The organism is Planococcus donghaensis (assembly GCF_001687665.2).
Classification (GTDB): Bacteria; Bacillota; Bacilli; order Bacillales_A; family Planococcaceae; genus Planococcus; species Planococcus donghaensis.
The window spans coordinates 3288700-3305371 of sequence record NZ_CP016543.2; the positions used below are offsets into that span (position 1 = coordinate 3288700).

The window sequence follows — 16672 nt, forward strand, 5'->3', positions numbered from 1 at the left end:
CTTCAGCTCCTTATTTTCCTTTAAACTCGTGTGCTCGTTTGACCCAACCCCGGATATCAAATCCAAGATCGACGATTCCGACAATACTTGTAAATGACTGCAAGGGAAATGCCAAGATTGTGACCAGCACTGTTACCCATTTTGGCCAACCTTCTTGGTGAATGTAGTAGTGATAAAAAGAAACTCCCTGCAAAAACAACAGGAATTGGAGCAACACGGTGGCATTGATGAAAATCATGTATGCCATTGTTCCGGGTTCAAACTCTGATAACAGCGAAACAAGCAACACGATTAAATAATACCATAAAACAGATTTCGGTAATTTCATGTTCCGAAAAGGTGGAAACTTAGGAGTCATAATTCCAAAACGCTTCAAGATCGGCAATAGAATTAGCAATAACACCCACACAACTGAGAAAACAACTAATACTAGTAATACAGGCAATAAAGTTTCAAATGAAAACTGCAATTGCGTAACGAGCTCATTGTAGTCTGCTATGGAGGCTTCAGAAGCCCCTAGCTTTTCCATCATAGCGCCAGTTTGTTCATAAGATTGATCAAAGCTTGCAGAAAACTCTTCTAAGACATTGATGCCAAACAACCAAATTGAAACCACATATTGAATCATTAAAGACATCAACAGGACTAAACTAGCACTCATGAACATAAACAATTTGCTTTTCTTATAATAAATTGAAAGTCCAATTGCTAAACCTAGTGGTACGTGGATCAATGCCAAAGGTAAAGAAAAAAGGCCACCAATGATAAAGGCTAGTATCAGGCAGACCGCTGCGAAAAGCGCAGAAGCTTTCCAAGGATATTTCGCACTGTACCATGCAATTGGCAACGCCAAAAATAACGTACTTACAATACTTACAACAGGCACATAAACCGAAATCGCTAGCAGCACGGTAAATACGGTTGCCATCATCGCACCGTTGGTAAGTTGTCGCGTTTGTTGATTTTGCATATGATTGGATTTCCCCTTCTTTCGGGTATATTTCATCCTTGTAATTGTACCATGATTCAAGAACCTGAACAAAAGGAGCCGTTCCCTGTATGAAGATAACGGCTGTAAAATAGAAGTCGTATTAAAATTATGATTTTTGCTATCATTTTTTATATTCCCATCATGTTTCAATGCATAAAAAAAAGACCGGTTTCCCGGTCTTTAAAATCGTAATTATCTTTCTTCCGCAACAAACGGTAGAAGTGCCATGATACGTGAGCGTTTAATAGCGATTGTCAACTTACGTTGCCATTTAGCGCTAGTGCCTGTAACACGACGTGGCAAGATTTTCCCTCTTTCAGAAATGAATTTCTTCAAAAGATCAGTATCTTTATAGTCAATGTGCGTGATGTTGTTGGAAGTGAAGTAACAAACCTTTTTCCGTTTTTTTCCTCCGCGACGTGGTGCCATATCGAATTACCTCCTTTACTTAATGATTAATCGTTAGTTTCCGTCCATCTTAGAACGGTAAATCGTCATCCGATACTTCGATCGGGCCGCTACCGCTTGAGAATGGATCTTCATCTACACGAGTATGGTTTTGCTGACTTGGGCTCGGTGATTGGTTCTGTTGATAGGAAGGCTGCTGGCCTTGTGAACGATCCGTATTGGCGTTTTTTGGTTCAAGGAATTGAACGCTGTCCGCCACTACTTCTGTTGTATAGACACGTTTCCCGTCTTGTCCCTCGTAGCTACCAGTTTGGATACGGCCTTCAACACCTGCTAAGCTTCCTTTTTTAAGGAAATTCGCTGTATTTTCAGCTTGTTTGCGCCAAACGGTACAATTAATGAAATCAGTTTCGCGTTCACCTTGAGCGTTTGAGAAAGTCCGGTTTACAGCTAGTGTAAATCGAGCAACTGCCGCGCCACTTGGTGTGTAACGAAGGTCTGGATCTTTTGTCAGTCTTCCGACTAAAACAACTCGGTTAATCATCAGAATTCAACCTCCTTCAAGTCAAAAAAATTTCAGTGTCTGTATCCTGTTTACGCGTCTTTGCGTACAGCGATATGACGAATAATGTCTTCGTTAATGTTCGCAAGACGTGTGTATTCGTTGATAGCTTCAGAACCAGCGTTTACTTTTACGATTTGGTAGAAACCTTCACGTAAATCGTTGATTTCATAAGCTAAACGACGTTTACCCCACTCTTTCGACTCGATGATTTCAGCACCGTTTGTAGTAAGGATGTCGTTAAAACGCTCAACTAGAGCTTTTTTCGCTTCCTCTTCAATTGCAGGCTGAATGATATACATTAATTCATATTCTCTCATCGTGTTGTCACCTCCTCATGGACTTGGGCCCTGCTGTATCCAGCGGGCAAGGAGCAAGCAATTCATAAATATTACTCACATCACAGTATTGTATCATAATAACTAAGCTCTCGCAAGCCTGTTTTTGACTTTCAAATCAGCTATACTTTTCAGCATAGATCCTAAAGGATGTGAAGCCATGACACCTTCTCGAATCATCGAGTTAAAGATGGAGAAAATAGCTCCTCAAGCGCTTTGGTTTAATGCCATTTTGCTTGTTGTCTTCGCTACGCTTTACCATCTTTTTAATGAACCGTTATCTTTCGGTTTTTCTTTAACAGGTATTTCTTTGTTTATAACGGGCTATTTGGTGCTGATTGTTTTACATGAGCTTTTTCACTTAATCGGCTTTGTGTTATTTGGTAGAGTGCCTCTTTCTTCATTGAATTACGGTGTAAATCTGAAACTTGGCATAGCGTATGCCACTACCAATAAACCTATCCGAAATTTAGCGATGCGCAAAGCGTTGCTCTTCCCCTTTTGGACAACTGCCTTTATCCCGACTGTTTTAGGATTTTGGTTTGATAGTCAAGTGCTTGTTCTTTTAGGAGCCATGCTGACTGCCGGTGCTTTTGGCGACTTTATCATGTATAGCGAATTACGCAAAGAAAAAAACGCGGCCTGGATTCTTGATGATCCTTCGCTGCCGCGTCTTCATGTATACGATCATTATCCGGATAACGAAAGCACTGAGTAATCTCGGTGCTTTTTTATGCCATCGAGTACCGTACTTCCCATTTTCCAGCTGGAATTGGCTTTTTCAATAACTGTTCATCTTTTGCAAGATACGCAAACGTTTCAACAATTTTGCCGTTTACTTCTACTGAAATCTTTTTCTTGTCGTATAAATCCGTTTCAGGATTTCCTGAATAATCTTCTAGATAATCTAACGCTGGCCATAAAACGTCCGGAATATCATATATTTCCCCTTCAACTTGGCAGTCACTCGATAAAACCATTGCCGGGTAACCCAAGCCTGTATCATATAAAGAGCCTTTTGCCGTTGCGCGTTCTTCCACTAATTCAGCTTCATCCAAATAACAATGATACTTCCCGCCTTGTTTTAGCGTTCCGTATACAAATAACAACATTTTCTATTCCTCCATGCAAAAACCGGATGCGGTCAGGCATCCGGTAGTTTTTAGTTTTGTATTCTTTCGTTCAACGGAGCATAACGGTCGTTTCCGCTTTTAGACGTTAAATCTAAATAGCATTACGTCGCCGTCTTTGACGATGTATTCTTTACCTTCTTGACGCACTTTTCCTGCTTCTTTCGCTGCTGCCATTGATCCGATTTCGATCAAGTCATCATAAGCAACTGTTTCAGCACGGATAAATCCGCGTTCGAAGTCAGAGTGAATAACGCCGGCACATTGTGGTGCTTTCATGCCTTTTTTGAATGTCCATGCACGCACTTCTTGAACGCCCGCTGTGAAATAAGTGGCTAGTCCAAGCAAGCTGTATGAAGCTTTAACCAATAAATCTAAACCAGATTCTTTAATGCCCAACTCTTCAAGGAACATTTCTTTTTCCTCGTCTTCAAGTTCAGCCATTTCTTCTTCGATTTTCGCACAGATTACGATCACGTCTGCATTGTCTTTTGCAGCAAAGTCACGTACGGTTTGAACGTATTTGTTGTTATCGGCATCTGCAATTTCATCTTCTGAAACGTTTGCTACGTAAAGCATTGGTTTGATTGTTAATAAGTTTAACCCTTTTGCAATCTTCAATTCATCTTCCGTGAATTCGATTGAACGTGCCAATTGACCGTTTTCAAAGGCTTCACGCAATTTCATAAGCACTGGCTCTTCTGCCACTGCGTCTTTGTCTTTTTGTTTTATTAATTTTGCTGCACGTGCAATGCGTTTTTCGATACTTTCCATATCAGCTAAGATTAACTCTAAGTTAATCACTTCAATATCAGAAATCGGATCTACTTTGCCCGTTACATGCGTTATGTTGTCGTCAGCGAAACACCGAACAACTTGGCAAATTGCGTCAACTTCGCGAATGTGAGATAAAAATTTATTTCCTAATCCTTCACCTTTGCTCGCGCCTTCTACAATTCCTGCAATATCCGTAAATTCAAAAGCTGTGGGAACCGTTTTTTTCGGTTCTACTAATTCCGTCAATTTATCAAGACGCTCATCTGGAACTTCAACAATTCCAACGTTTGGATCTATTGTACAGAACGGATAGTTTGCCGCTTCGGCACCCGCCTTAGTTATTGCATTAAATAATGTGGATTTCCCCACGTTTGGTAAACCTACAATCCCTGCAGTTAATGCCATAGGATGCACAACCTTTCCTCTATATAAAACGAATTATTTTTTACACAACCATTTCATTATAAGAACGAAACAGGAAAATGTCCATTTTTCATTCACTTTCAGCTTTTACTAAAATCTTTTTCATCTTTTTATTAAATTCCATACGAGGAAGCATGACACTATGCTGACAACCTTCACATTTAATCCGGACGTCTGCTCCCATGCGGATAATTTTCCATGCATTTGCTCCACAAGGATGGCCTTTTTTCATCTCCACTATGTCATTCAGTCCAAAATCCTTCATTTCCATGAATTTGTCTCCTTTTATTCATTTTTAGCATTTTTCGTGATAGGAGATTCTCCTGGCGACCGTTGCACCATTAGCATACGCGGATAAGGAATTTCCACCCCTCGTTGATCTAAGAAATCTTTCAAATCACGACGTATTTCGCGCGCTACAGCAAAATGTTGCATTGGCATTGTTTCAGCGGTAATTCGCATAACCACTTCAGTTGTCGTTAAATTTTGCACTCCCAACAACTCTGCAGGCTTGATAATTTGTTCATATCGTTCCTGCAAGCTATTTAGAAACTCCATAATTAACTCTTCTACACGCTTTATATCCGATTCGTAAGAGATATTGATATCGACCACCGCAATAGAGTTATGGATTGAAAAATTTACTACATCCATTATATTGCCATTTGGAAAAATAAATAATTCTCCAGTCCATGCTTTTACCTTGGTTGTCCGTAATCCAATTTCTTCTACTGTTCCTTCAGCAGTACCAATACGGACATAATCCCCTACAGAAAACTGATCTTCAAATATAATGAAGAATCCTGTGATTACATCGCGTACTAGGTTCTGTGCACCAAAACCTACAGCCAACCCTAATACTCCTGCACCCGCGATGAGCCCTGTAATATCAATTGTAAAGGTCGCTAATATCGACACAACTGCTATAAAATAAACAACATACGCTACGACATTCGACAATAATTTCGATAACGTTTGCTGTCTTCGCTCATTATAAACAAGTGGACCTTTAATCCGAACAGAAAAAGTTTTACGAATTAACATACGCAATACTTTCACCAAAACAATGGCAGCTACTGTGATTAAAATCACTTTCAGAAAAACAACGAACAACCCTACCCACATGGCTTCATTAGAAAGCACAGTTAAAATTCGTTGTGTTATTTTTTCAACATTCACTCTTTCACCTTCCCGGTTTTTACATCAAATTAAAATTATACATAACCGAAACGACTATCCCAACTACTGCTATACCTGGCAATAAATTCGCTACTCTAATCTTCGTTACACCCATCAAATTCAATCCAATGGCAACAATCATAACGCCACCTGTTGCACTCATCTCTAAAATAAACATATCCAGCGCATCGGCAGGAATTGCCAAACTAATTTGAGTAGCAAACAACGCAATCAATCCTTGATAGACAAACACTGGAATGGCAGCTAGCATAACGCCAAATCCAAGTGTAGATGCTAAAATAATCGAAGTAAATCCATCTATAATCCCTTTCGAAATCAGGACTCCATGCTCATTGCTTAGTCCACTTTCCATTGCACCGATAATCCCCATCGCTCCAATGACAAATATTAATGTCGCTGTGACAAACCCTTGCGCTAAACTTCCTTTGCTTTCTTTTGCCCCAAGCATACGTTCAATCCAATGACCAAACGCATTCAACTTGCCTTCTAAATTTGCCCACTCCCCAATCACTGTACCTAATACTAAACTAATAATAACAATTACGAAGTTTTGACTTCCTAATCCCATGTCTAGCCCTAGCACTATGACTGATAAACCAATTACATACATTACCGTTTCTTTCATTTTCTCAGAAATATTTTGAAGAGCTCTTCCAAGTATGGTTCCCACTATAATCAATACTGCATTTATCAATGTTCCTAAGAGAACCATTACATTTCTCCCCCTTCGACTTTGCTTCATTTACAGCAAAGTCCTCTTCTCCCTCTTTCGAGAGCAATGTTCTATTTTTATTTATCAAAAACAGAACCTATTCCCCTGTTTCGGGAAATAGGCACTCGTCAACTTAATAATTCTAAAATCCGTTCTAAGTCATCTTCTGAGAAAAATTCGATTTCTATTTTCCCTTTGTTCTTGTTTTTCTTAATTTGCACTTTTGTACCGAAACGATCTCTTAGTTCAGATTGTTTTTCTTCTATAAAAATATCTTTCTTTTTTTCGATTGTTTCACGTGGAACATTCTCATTTAATCGTTGAACGAGATTTTCCAATTGACGAACATTCAGGTTTTCCTTCACGACTTTTTCAGCTGTTTCTGGAATAAGCTTTTTGCTTCTCAACCCCAATAATGTGCGTCCATGTCCCATCGACAATTCCTTATCAGAGATGAGTTTCCGAACGTTCTCCGGCAATGATAAAAGGCGAACGTGGTTGGCGATATGTGGACGACTCTTACCTAATCGGAAAGCCAACTGCTCTTGTGTTAAACTTAAAGCTTCCATTAATTTTTGGTAAGCTTCTGCTTCTTCAATTGGCGTTAAGTCTTCACGTTGAAGATTTTCTAATATAGCAAGTTCCATCATTTGTTGGTCTGATAAATCTTTAACAATCGCTGGAACTTTCTTCAATTTCACTGATTTTGCTGCACGGAAACGACGCTCTCCAACCACGATTTCATATTTTTCTCCTACTTTTCTTACAACAATCGGTTGTAGAATCCCGTGCTCTTTAATGGATTCTGCCAATTCTTCTAAAGCCACTTGATCAAAGATTTTCCGTGGTTGATATGGATTGGCTTGGATTTCGCCTACGTTGATTTGATTTACTTTATCTGTATCGCTAATTGTCTCACCTGGAAACAATGCATTAATACCTTTTCCTAGTCCTTTAGCCATTATCAATCACTTCCTTTGCCAATTCTAAATACACTTCTGCGCCTCTGGATTTTGGATCATAAATAATAATTGGCTCTCCATGGCTCGGTGCTTCACTTAATCTTACGTTTCTTGGAATAATGGTTTTATACACTTTATCTTGGAAATATTTTTTCACTTCTTCTATTACTTGTACTCCTAAATTCGTTCGCGCATCTAACATCGTCAGCAGTACACCATCAATCATTAAATCATGATTTAAATGTTTTTGTACTAAGCGAATCGTACTCAATAACTGGCTTAATCCCTCTAATGCATAATATTCACATTGTACGGGAATAATGATTGCATCAGAAGCTGTTAAAGAATTTAACGTCAATAACCCTAAAGATGGCGGACAATCAATGATTATGTAATCGTACATATCTTTGACTTCTGCTAATGCATTTTTCAAGCGCGCTTCTCTCGAGATAGTCGATACCAACTCGATTTCAGCTCCTGCTAAAGAAATGGTGGCTGGAACTACATGTAAGTTTTCCACTTTTGTTTCCATTATTGTATCTTTAACCGCAATGTCATCGATTAGCACTTCATAAATGCATTTCTCTACATCGCCTTTATTGACGCCTACTCCACTTGTCGCGTTTCCTTGAGGATCGATATCTATTAAAAGAACTTTTTTGCCTAAATAAGCAAGGCAGGCACTTAAGTTCACTGAAGATGTTGTTTTTCCTACGCCGCCCTTTTGATTGGCGATCGCAATAGTTCTACCCACACTTGCACCAACTTTCTTTATTACTTTCTTTATTTTACTGCGGAATCTGTATTTTAGCTATTTTATTGTCGTTAAAAACAGCTTAAGGTGCCATTTATTCGTTGAACGTCAGAAGCTTATATTATAGGAGTTTCCTATTTTTCTATTGTATCAAAATTTTTCAACAATACGATGTTCTAATCATTAAAAAAGCTCTTTCCAAACTTGGAAAGAGCTTTTCGTTATTTTTTCTTCGGAATTTTCACGGTGATTTGATAATATTCATCGTGTTCTTCTTCCTCTGTCGTCAAATCAATACCACTTTTGGAAACCATGCTCAACGATTCTTTAATCGTATTCATCGCAATGCGCATGTCTCTGCTAAAGGCTTTTTTACGTGCTTTTGGTTTTTTTGGCTCAGTTGAAAGCAATTTGGTTACTTTCGCTTCTAACTGTTTTACGTTCAAGCTTTCTTCGATGGTTTCATCAAACAACTTTTTCTGTTGTTCTGCATCTTTTACTTGCAACAAAGCTCTTGCGTGCCGTTCTGTCAGCTGCCGATTAAGTAATGCTGTCTGGATCTCTTCTGGCAGTTTTAATAAACGTAATTTATTGGCAACTGTTGACTGGCCTTTACCAAGGCGCTGCGCTAAAGCTTCTTGTGTGATTTCTTGTATATCTAGCAAATTGCGATAAGCATGCGCTTCTTCTATCGAAGTAAGTTCCTCGCGCTGAAGATTTTCAATCAAAGCGATAGATGCCGTTTCTTTATCACTTAAGTTACGGATAATCGCCGGTACTTCTGTCCACTCGAGCGATTTCATTGCACGGAAACGTCGTTCACCAGCGATTATTTCATACTCGCCTTCTCTTTCAGAATTTCGTACCACAATCGGTTGAATAACACCGTGGACATGAATGGTTCGTGCAAGTTCTTCGATCTTTTCTTCATCAAAAATTGTTCTCGGTTGGTATTTGTTTGCATGTATTTTATCGAGCGGCAATTTCATGACTTCTTCTGACGCTTTGTGTTCTGCTATTTCCTTCTTCGCTGTATCATTTGCTTTATCTCCGCCTCCGAAAAAACGAGAAAAAGGACTTTTCATCCTCAAGCACCACCTTTTACAAGCTCACTTTATTGCTGAAGATCATTCACTTTTATTGCTCTCTTAATGTTCCACGTGAAACATTAAGAGATAGGTGATTTGTTTGGAACTCCAGCTTTCCGTGGATATTTCTTTGGTGTTTCTTTGAACTTTTTAAATACTTGAATGTAACGTTCGCTTTCTTCTATCGGCAATAAGAACGAATGAACGGCTTCTAGCTTTACACCTAATTTTTGTAATGCTTTTTCTGCATCATCTAATTCATCTGAAGCTGAGGCTGCTTTCATCGCTGCAAAGACGCCGCCTTTTTTAACAAGTGGAACACATAATTCGGCCAACACGGATAATCTAGCTACCGCGCGGGCTGTTACAACATCGTAGCTTTCCCGATGAATAGATTGGCCAAAGTCTTCTGCTCTCGAATGAACAAATTGGACTTTAGTTAATTCAAGTTCACCGCTCAAATGCTGTAAAAATTGAATGCGTTTGTTAAGAGAGTCCACTATCGTAACCTCAATATGGGGAAAACAGATTTTTAGTGGGATACTGGGGAATCCTGCACCTGCACCAACATCACAAATTTTCATAGGCTTTGTGAAATCTAAATAAAATGCTGCAGTAATTGAGTCATAAAAATGTTTTAAATATACAGCAGGTTGTTCTGTAATCGCTGTAAGATTCATCTTGTCGTTCCATTCAACTAACTCTTTATGATAGACCCGGAATTGCTCAAGTTGTTTATCGGTTAAGACGATCCCTTTTTCACTGAGGGCATCTTTAAACTGTTGTTCATTCAAACTAGCTTCCTCCCTCTTTCTTAATCTTTTATGTAAATTAAGAAATGGACTGGTGTGAGCCAGTCCATTCTATTGTTAGCTTATGCCTTTAGTTGTTTTACATTAAATAGCTAAAAGTTTGGGCTTTTCTTATTAAACAGAGATTTTTGCAATCTTTCCTTGTTCAATATACACCAATAAGATGGATATGTCAGCCGGATTTACGCCAGAGATGCGTGATGCTTGTGCAATCGACAACGGGCGAACTTCTGCCAGTTTGCCGCGAGCTTCAGTCGCAATTCCAGAGATTGCATGATAATCAATGTTATCAGGAATTTTTTTGTTTTCCATTTTTTTGAGTTTATCAACTTGCATTAATGATTTCTCAATATAACCTTCATATTTGATATGAATTTCAACTTGTTCTTTTACTTCATCCTCAAGATTTACAGTTGAAGCAGTCAATTGCGAAATCATATCATACGTCATTTCGGGTCTCTTTAATAAGTCCGCTCCACGAATACCATCTTTTAATTCACTGCCCCCTGCATCACGAATTGCTTGCTGGGTTGCTTCGTTTGGTTTGATCATGACACTTCTTAAGCGTTTAATTTCTTCTTCAATCCGCTCTTTTTTCGAAAGAAATTTCACGTAACGGTCTTCTTTTACCATGCCAATGGCATATCCTAGTTCTGTTAAACGCATATCTGCATTGTCATGGCGTAGTAATAAGCGGTATTCAGCACGTGACGTTAGTAAGCGATATGGCTCATTTGTGCCTTTTGTTACTAAATCATCGATTAATACACCGATATACGCATCTGAACGACTTAAGATGACTTCTTCTTTGCCCAACACTTTTGCTGCTGCATTGATGCCCGCCATTAGTCCTTGACCAGCTGCTTCTTCGTAACCAGATGTTCCGTTAATTTGACCTGCCGTATAAAGATTTTCAATTTGTTTCGACTCTAATGTCGGCCATAATTGCGTGGGCACAATGGCATCATACTCGATGGCATATCCTGCACGCATCATTTCGGCCTTCTCGAGCCCTGGAATCGATTCTAACAGCTTCCGCTGGACGTGTTCAGGTAAACTAGTTGAAAGGCCTTGTACGTAAACCTCACGCGTATTACGACCTTCTGGTTCTAAAAAGATTTGATGACGCGGTTTGTCATTAAAACGCACCACTTTGTCTTCGATAGAAGGGCAATAACGCGGACCCGTTCCTTTAATCATTCCAGAATACATCGGTGACAAATGAAGATTGTCATCAATTACTTGATGCGTTTCTTCGTTTGTGTACGTTAACCAGCATGGTAGTTGATCCGTAATGTATTCAGTCGTTTCGTAACTAAATGCACGTGGCACATCGTCGCCAGGCTGAATTTCCGTTTTGCTGTAATCAATGCTGTTACTGTTTACACGTGGAGGTGTTCCTGTTTTAAAGCGAACTGTTTCAAAGCCAAGCTTCTCCAGGTTTTCTGCCAATTTAATGGAAGGTTGCTGATTATTCGGACCGCTTGAATAACGCAGATCCCCAATAATGATTTCCCCACGCAAGAAAGTTCCTGTCGTAATTACGACAGAATTTGCACGATAAATGCCCCCTACTTGCGTAATCAGACCTTGAATTTTACCGTCTTCAACGATCAATTCTTCTGCAATTCCTTGGTGTAAACTTAAGTTTGGCTCTTCTTCCATCAAGCGTTTCATTTCTTGTTGGTATAGAACTTTATCGGCTTGTGCACGCAGTGCGCGAACAGCAGGTCCTTTAGCTGTATTTAACATTCTCATTTGAATGTGTGTTTTATCGATTACGCGCCCCATGGCTCCGCCAAGTGCGTCTATTTCACGTACGACTATGCCTTTTGCTGGTCCCCCAATAGATGGGTTACATGGCATAAATGCGATCATATCCAGATTCATCGTCAAAACAAGCGTTTTAGCGCCCATTCGCGCAGACGCAAGAGCAGCTTCCGCTCCTGCATGTCCAGCTCCTACAACGATGACATCGAACGTGCCTGCTTCGTATTGTGGCATGTTCGTTCATTCCCTTCGAGTTTTATTTCCCTAGACAGAACTGAGAGAATAATTGGTTTAAGAGGCCGTCATCTGCGGTATCTCCTATAATCTCCCCAAGTAGCTCCCACGTTCGAGTAACATCAATTTGAATCATATCTACAGGGACCTCCATTTCAGCAGCTTCAATGGCGTCTGAAATGGTTTTATGTGCCTGATGCAACAATGCAATGTGACGCACATTGGATACATAGGTCATATCCCCTGCTTCGATCTCTCCTTTGAAAAACAAAGCAGCAATCGCTTCTTCAAGCTGATCTATGCCTTCTTCTTCAACTAGCGAAGTTGTCACTAACAATTTATCGCCAGCTAACTTCTGCACTTGCTCCAAATCGATTTTCTGCGGCAAGTCGGTTTTATTGATAACGACAATATAGTCCATATCTTTAACCGTTTCAAACAACAGTTCATCTTCTGGCGTTAGCGCTTCTGCATAATTTAACACGTAAAGGATCAAATCAGCTTCTTTTAACACTTTTCTTGAACGTTCAACACCAATTCGCTCGACAATATCTTCTGTTTCACGAATCCCGGCTGTGTCAACTAAACGCAATGGAACCCCACGGACATTCACGTATTCCTCTATTATATCACGGGTAGTTCCCGCTATTTCTGTGACAATTGCTTTATTTTCTTGAACAAGGCTGTTTAAAAGAGAAGATTTTCCGACATTGGGACGTCCTAAAATGACGGTTGAAAGCCCTTCTCTTAAAATTTTCCCTTGTGAGGATGTTTGTAGCAATTTCTCGATTTCTAAACGAACCCATTTCGATTTTTCCAACATAATTGGACGCGTCATTTCTTCTACGTCGTCATATTCTGGATAATCGATATTTACTTCCATTTGAGCAATCGATTCTAGTAAGGCTTGGCGCAATGTGCCAATTAACTTGGATAGCTTACCTTCCATTTGGTTGAGCGCAACATCCATGGCACGATCCGTTTTTGCACGAATCAAGTCCATAACCGCTTCTGCTTGAGACAAATCGATTCGGCCATTTAAAAATGCTCGTTTCGTAAACTCACCTGGTTCAGCAAGTCTTGCGCCTCCACGTAATACCAATTCAAGCACTCGATTTACCGAAACAATTCCACCGTGGCAGTTGATTTCAATAACATCTTCACGGGTAAAGGTTTTAGGTGCTTTCATGAGTGATACCATCACTTCTTCCGCGATTTCCCCAGTCGCTGGATCTTCTAGGTGCCCATAATGGATGGTATGCGTTGCTTGAGAAGCTAACGCTTTATTGCTTGGAGCCCGGAACAGTTTGTCTGCAATTGCAACAGCTTCAGGACCGCTCAAGCGGACAATTGCGATTGCTCCCTCTCCACTCGGTGTCGATATGGCAGCGATTGTGTCGAATTCCATGATGTTCCCTCCTCTAAAGAAAAGCAGCAACTTATGCTCTGTGGATAACAATCAGAGCGTAAGAGCAGCTTGATTACAAAAATATATATTCATCTTATTATTTTTTGCTTAAAAAAAGTTGTCCACATGTGGACAACCAGTAAATGCACATGGCTTTCTAACATACTACAATAGCATAAAGCACTCAAAACCGAAAGACACAGTGCTTCATATTACTAAATTTCGTTAATTTGGCATAAAAAAAACCCGCCTAAATGGCGAGTTTTTTTATTTATGAGGTTCGATAACAAGATATCGGTTCGGATCTTTGCCTTCCGAATACGTATCGATATCTAAACGTCTTGATAAAGTTTGATGGATCACTTTTCGTTCGTAAGATGGCATTGGTTCAAATTGAACACGACCACCCGTCCGAATTGCTTTATCCGCCATACGATCCGCTAATTGTTCCAGCGTTTCTTGACGTCGTTCACGATAATTTTCGGCATCTAATTGAATCATCATAAATTGATTTGAATATTTATTGGCAACGAGTTGAGCTAATTGTTGAAGAGAATTCAAGGTTTGCCCTCTTTTCCCGATCAACATGGCTACTTTTTCGCTTTCAAGATAAAAATTCACTTTTTTATTGCCTCGCTTTTCATGAGTAATCGATAAATCATCAATTTTCATGTCTTTCGCGATGGATAAAATGTAATTTTTCGTTTCTTGAATAGCTTTATCATTTGAAATGGCAGGAACTTCTTCCTTTTTCTCTTCTTCGAACGCTATTACAGGTGTTTCAAGAATTTCAGCAGCCGGTTCTGATAAAGTTTGTTGGTTAGAATCTGTTGTTTTATCAATCACAACAACTTCAACTTCTGCTTTTTTGGCACCAAAACCGAAAAATCCTTTTTTCTCTTCCTGAATAACTGTAATCTTTACTTCTTCACGTGTAACTTGGAGTTTTTCTAATGCTTCAGATATAGCGCTTTCAACAGTTAATCCCGTTTGCGTAATCTGTTTCACTTTTTAGCCCCTCCTGCTTTCGTTTTAACAGGCTCTTGAACATCTTTTTTCTCCCACGGACGATAAATTACTAAATTTTGGATAAGTGAAATGATATTTCCGATAACCCAATACAATGTTAATGCGGAAGGTAATACAATACCAAAACCAATGATCATAACAGGCATGAAATACATCATAATTCGCATTTGCGGATTGTCCATCGCTGGCCCAGTGCGTAAAACAACGAACTGCATCAACCCGGCGATAATTGCCAAAACAATACTTGGCTCAGCCAGTGGGAAAATAAGAAATGCTCCTAAGTCGATTTCCGGTGTATTATTCATACGACTAATTGCATGATAAAAACCAATTAGCACCGGCATTTGAATAACTACAGGCAAACACCCTGCCATTGGATTAACGCCTTTTTCTTGGAACAATGCCATCATTTCTTTTTGGTATTTTTGTTGCGTAACAGCATCTTTCGACTTGTATTTTTCTTTTAGTTTAACCAGTTCAGGTTGTACTTCTTGCATACGTTTTGAACTTTTGGTTTGTTTAATCATCAACGGCAACATAACTAATCGAATGATAATCGTTACTGCGATAATCCCAAACCCATAAGTTCCTAATAAGCCTTTAAAGTATGTGATAGTTGAAACCAATGGCCAAACGATAAACTCATTCCAAAAACCTTCACTTTGATCACTGATCGGCTGATCAAATTCAGTACAGCCAGAAAGCAGCAAAGTTACTGCAATCAGTGAAAAGAGCAAAACTAATTTCTTATTCACCTTTTTTCCCCCAAACTAATCTCTATTACTTCTATAATAACATCCATTCTACGCAATCTTCTACTTCCTCGGCAATGTACGAGCAATTTTTAATACATGCTCGAGACTTTTCTTGCTTTCATGAAAATCTAATGTGGCCGCCTGTGGTCGGGCGATGATAATGTAATCCGCATTTGGCAATAAATCATCTTTCAATTCCAAGAAAGTTTGCCTGATGTAACGTTTAATGCGATTACGTGCTACTGCATTTCCAACTTTTTTACTGACAGAAAGCCCGACACGAAATTCAGGTTGATCGCTTTTTAATACATATACGATAAACTGTCGATTCGCAAAAGATTTTCCTTTTTTAAAAATATGTTGGAACTCTTTGTTCTTCTTGATCCGTTGATCTTTGTTCATTCTTTCACCTGCTTATTTTACTACTTTACCGCTCAAATTGAGCAGAAAAGAAAAAAAAGACCACTGATGCGGTCAGTGGACTTAAGCTGATAATACTTTTCTTCCTTTACGACGACGAGCTGCGATAACGCGGCGTCCGTTCTTTGTGCTCATACGTGCTCTAAAGCCGTGTACTTTGCTGTGTTTACGTGTATTTGGTTGGTATGTGCGTAATGTCATATATGACACCTCCTATATTGAGAGTTAACTATTTTTCTAAAGACAGTCTCGACTATTATAAAGGTGCAACGCCATAAATGTCAATGTCTCACGAAAAAAACAGCTTAATGCGAAGCTGCAGACAACGTTTTACTAAACTAAATCGTGGTATAGGATCTCTAACCGGGTTAGCCCTTTCACTTTCGGTGGACTCATCTTCAACCTCCTCGTCACTGAAAACCTATGCGCCTGCTTTGCTATTTGCATCCGCTCAGTGCGGAGAATTTCATATCCATCCAACAAACAACTAACTATTCTTTTCTCTACAACAGCTTAATTGGCTTTCTTCTCTATTTATTAAGTTATACACAATTCCTCTATTTTTCTCTTAATCTCCTGTTTACTCTTTTTTTCCGAAAAATAATTATCCACATGCCTTATCTACAGTTTTTTAACATACAAACCCCTTGTGGATAGAATAGTTGTGCAGAAAAAAAGATATGTGGATAACTTAAAAGACTTCTTGTATTGTCTACTCTTTTTTGGTAACATTAACTTGTTTTCACTTGTTAACAATTTTCGACTCAAATAAGTTATCCACAAATTGTGGGTAAGGTGTGGACAGTTATTCACCAGCTTGTTTATGAATGTTATCCACAAGCTGTGATTTTGTGTATGATATACTTTAAAATATCGTTAAATATAAAGGAGACGAGCTA

At 39.2% G+C, this 16672-nt stretch carries 20 protein-coding genes; 1 reads left to right on the forward strand and 19 read right to left on the reverse strand.

The window, feature by feature from the left end; genetic code table 11:
* Window positions 1-10: 10 nt before the first annotated feature.
* The 4 genes from BCM40_RS16010 to rpsF form a co-directional block, all read right to left on the reverse strand.
* A complete protein-coding gene (locus BCM40_RS16010) occupies window positions 11-970 on the reverse strand; it encodes a YybS family protein (RefSeq protein WP_065524981.1) in 960 nt (319 codons plus the stop codon).
* 213 nt (window positions 971-1183) lie between these two features.
* Window positions 1184-1420 carry a 30S ribosomal protein S18 gene (gene rpsR, locus BCM40_RS16015; protein ID WP_006830564.1) on the reverse strand — a complete coding sequence of 79 codons (237 nt, stop codon included), beginning with the start codon at window positions 1418-1420 and terminating at the stop codon, window positions 1184-1186.
* Window positions 1421-1469: 49 nt separating this feature from the next.
* A complete protein-coding gene (ssb, locus tag BCM40_RS16020; RefSeq protein ID WP_008427713.1) occupies window positions 1470-1943 on the reverse strand; it encodes a single-stranded DNA-binding protein in 474 nt (157 codons plus the stop codon).
* Between the two features lie 50 nt (window positions 1944-1993).
* Window positions 1994-2281, reverse strand: coding sequence for a 30S ribosomal protein S6 (rpsF, locus tag BCM40_RS16025; protein ID WP_008427712.1), 288 nt, complete (start codon window positions 2279-2281; stop codon window positions 1994-1996).
* A gap of 178 nt (window positions 2282-2459) precedes the next feature.
* On the opposite strand from rpsF, the gene BCM40_RS16030 reads away from it, so the two are divergent.
* The gene (locus BCM40_RS16030) at window positions 2460-3017 is read left to right on the forward strand and encodes a DUF3267 domain-containing protein (RefSeq protein WP_065524980.1); all 558 of its coding nucleotides are present in this window, start codon (window positions 2460-2462) and stop codon (window positions 3015-3017) included.
* 13 nt (window positions 3018-3030) lie between these two features.
* Here the strand turns inward: BCM40_RS16030 and BCM40_RS16035 are convergent, their stop codons facing one another.
* The 15 genes from BCM40_RS16035 to rpmH form a co-directional block, all read right to left on the reverse strand.
* Entirely contained in the window at window positions 3031-3411 is a 381-nt protein-coding gene (locus BCM40_RS16035; protein WP_065524979.1) for a gamma-glutamylcyclotransferase family protein, read from the reverse strand.
* 99 nt (window positions 3412-3510) lie between these two features.
* The gene (gene ychF, locus BCM40_RS16040; RefSeq protein ID WP_065527637.1) at window positions 3511-4611 is read right to left on the reverse strand and encodes a redox-regulated ATPase YchF; all 1101 of its coding nucleotides are present in this window, start codon (window positions 4609-4611) and stop codon (window positions 3511-3513) included.
* A gap of 88 nt (window positions 4612-4699) precedes the next feature.
* On the reverse strand, window positions 4700-4900 hold the full coding sequence (locus tag BCM40_RS16045; protein WP_065524978.1) for a DUF951 domain-containing protein: 201 nt from the start codon (window positions 4898-4900) through the stop codon (window positions 4700-4702).
* A 14-nt stretch (window positions 4901-4914) separates the two neighbouring features.
* A complete protein-coding gene (locus tag BCM40_RS16050) occupies window positions 4915-5808 on the reverse strand; it encodes a mechanosensitive ion channel family protein (RefSeq protein WP_065524977.1) in 894 nt (297 codons plus the stop codon).
* Between the two features lie 19 nt (window positions 5809-5827).
* The gene (locus BCM40_RS16055; RefSeq protein WP_065524976.1) at window positions 5828-6541 is read right to left on the reverse strand and encodes a DUF554 domain-containing protein; all 714 of its coding nucleotides are present in this window, start codon (window positions 6539-6541) and stop codon (window positions 5828-5830) included.
* Window positions 6542-6669: 128 nt separating this feature from the next.
* The gene (locus BCM40_RS16060; protein WP_065524975.1) at window positions 6670-7503 is read right to left on the reverse strand and encodes a ParB/RepB/Spo0J family partition protein; all 834 of its coding nucleotides are present in this window, start codon (window positions 7501-7503) and stop codon (window positions 6670-6672) included.
* On the reverse strand, window positions 7496-8257 hold the full coding sequence (locus BCM40_RS16065; RefSeq protein WP_065524974.1) for a ParA family protein: 762 nt from the start codon (window positions 8255-8257) through the stop codon (window positions 7496-7498). The genes BCM40_RS16060 and BCM40_RS16065 overlap by 8 nt, the downstream gene beginning before the upstream one ends.
* Before the next feature lie 221 nt (window positions 8258-8478).
* On the reverse strand, window positions 8479-9342 hold the full coding sequence (gene noc, locus BCM40_RS16070) for a nucleoid occlusion protein (RefSeq protein WP_065524973.1): 864 nt from the start codon (window positions 9340-9342) through the stop codon (window positions 8479-8481).
* Window positions 9343-9425: 83 nt separating this feature from the next.
* A complete protein-coding gene (rsmG, locus tag BCM40_RS16075) occupies window positions 9426-10139 on the reverse strand; it encodes a 16S rRNA (guanine(527)-N(7))-methyltransferase RsmG (protein WP_065524972.1) in 714 nt (237 codons plus the stop codon).
* A 132-nt stretch (window positions 10140-10271) separates the two neighbouring features.
* Entirely contained in the window at window positions 10272-12161 is a 1890-nt protein-coding gene (mnmG, locus tag BCM40_RS16080) for a tRNA uridine-5-carboxymethylaminomethyl(34) synthesis enzyme MnmG (protein ID WP_065524971.1), read from the reverse strand.
* A gap of 22 nt (window positions 12162-12183) precedes the next feature.
* Window positions 12184-13569, reverse strand: a complete 1386-nt coding sequence (gene mnmE, locus BCM40_RS16085) for a tRNA uridine-5-carboxymethylaminomethyl(34) synthesis GTPase MnmE (protein ID WP_065524970.1) — start codon at window positions 13567-13569, stop codon at window positions 12184-12186.
* 267 nt (window positions 13570-13836) lie between these two features.
* Window positions 13837-14577 (reverse strand): RNA-binding cell elongation regulator Jag/EloR, encoded by a 741-nt coding sequence (gene jag, locus BCM40_RS16090; protein ID WP_065524969.1) that lies wholly within the window; start codon window positions 14575-14577, stop codon window positions 13837-13839.
* A complete protein-coding gene (yidC, locus tag BCM40_RS16095; RefSeq protein WP_065524968.1) occupies window positions 14574-15353 on the reverse strand; it encodes a membrane protein insertase YidC in 780 nt (259 codons plus the stop codon). Before yidC ends, jag begins: the two co-directional genes overlap by 4 nt.
* A gap of 60 nt (window positions 15354-15413) precedes the next feature.
* A complete protein-coding gene (gene rnpA / locus BCM40_RS16100) occupies window positions 15414-15755 on the reverse strand; it encodes a ribonuclease P protein component (protein WP_065524967.1) in 342 nt (113 codons plus the stop codon).
* An 81-nt stretch (window positions 15756-15836) separates the two neighbouring features.
* A complete protein-coding gene (gene rpmH, locus BCM40_RS16105; protein WP_006830546.1) occupies window positions 15837-15974 on the reverse strand; it encodes a 50S ribosomal protein L34 in 138 nt (45 codons plus the stop codon).
* Window positions 15975-16672 lie beyond the last annotated feature (698 nt).

Excerpts from the sequence above, each read along its gene's own strand:
- BCM40_RS16010 (WP_065524981.1), bottom strand. The coding sequence starts at position 970 with ATGCAAAATCAACAAACGCGACAACTTACCAACGGTGCGATGATGGCA.
- rpsR (WP_006830564.1), bottom strand. The coding sequence starts at position 1,420 with ATGGCACCACGTCGCGGAGGAAAAAAACGGAAAAAGGTTTGTTACTTC.
- ssb (WP_008427713.1), bottom strand. The coding sequence starts at position 1,943 with ATGATTAACCGAGTTGTTTTAGTCGGAAGACTGACAAAAGATCCAGAC.
- rpsF (WP_008427712.1), bottom strand. The coding sequence starts at position 2,281 with ATGAGAGAATATGAATTAATGTATATCATTCAGCCTGCAATTGAAGAG.
- BCM40_RS16030 (WP_065524980.1), top strand. The coding sequence starts at position 2,460 with ATGACACCTTCTCGAATCATCGAGTTAAAGATGGAGAAAATAGCTCCT.
- BCM40_RS16035 (WP_065524979.1), bottom strand. The coding sequence starts at position 3,411 with ATGTTGTTATTTGTATACGGAACGCTAAAACAAGGCGGGAAGTATCAT.
- ychF (WP_065527637.1), bottom strand. The coding sequence starts at position 4,611 with ATGGCATTAACTGCAGGGATTGTAGGTTTACCAAACGTGGGGAAATCC.
- BCM40_RS16045 (WP_065524978.1), bottom strand. The coding sequence starts at position 4,900 with ATGGAAATGAAGGATTTTGGACTGAATGACATAGTGGAGATGAAAAAA.
- BCM40_RS16055 (WP_065524976.1), bottom strand. The coding sequence starts at position 6,541 with ATGGTTCTCTTAGGAACATTGATAAATGCAGTATTGATTATAGTGGGA.
- BCM40_RS16060 (WP_065524975.1), bottom strand. The coding sequence starts at position 7,503 with ATGGCTAAAGGACTAGGAAAAGGTATTAATGCATTGTTTCCAGGTGAG.
- noc (WP_065524973.1), bottom strand. The coding sequence starts at position 9,342 with ATGAAAAGTCCTTTTTCTCGTTTTTTCGGAGGCGGAGATAAAGCAAAT.
- mnmG (WP_065524971.1), bottom strand. The coding sequence starts at position 12,161 with ATGCCACAATACGAAGCAGGCACGTTCGATGTCATCGTTGTAGGAGCT.
- mnmE (WP_065524970.1), bottom strand. The coding sequence starts at position 13,569 with ATGGAATTCGACACAATCGCTGCCATATCGACACCGAGTGGAGAGGGA.
- rnpA (WP_065524967.1), bottom strand. The coding sequence starts at position 15,755 with ATGAACAAAGATCAACGGATCAAGAAGAACAAAGAGTTCCAACATATT.
- rpmH (WP_006830546.1), bottom strand. The coding sequence starts at position 15,974 with ATGACATTACGCACATACCAACCAAATACACGTAAACACAGCAAAGTA.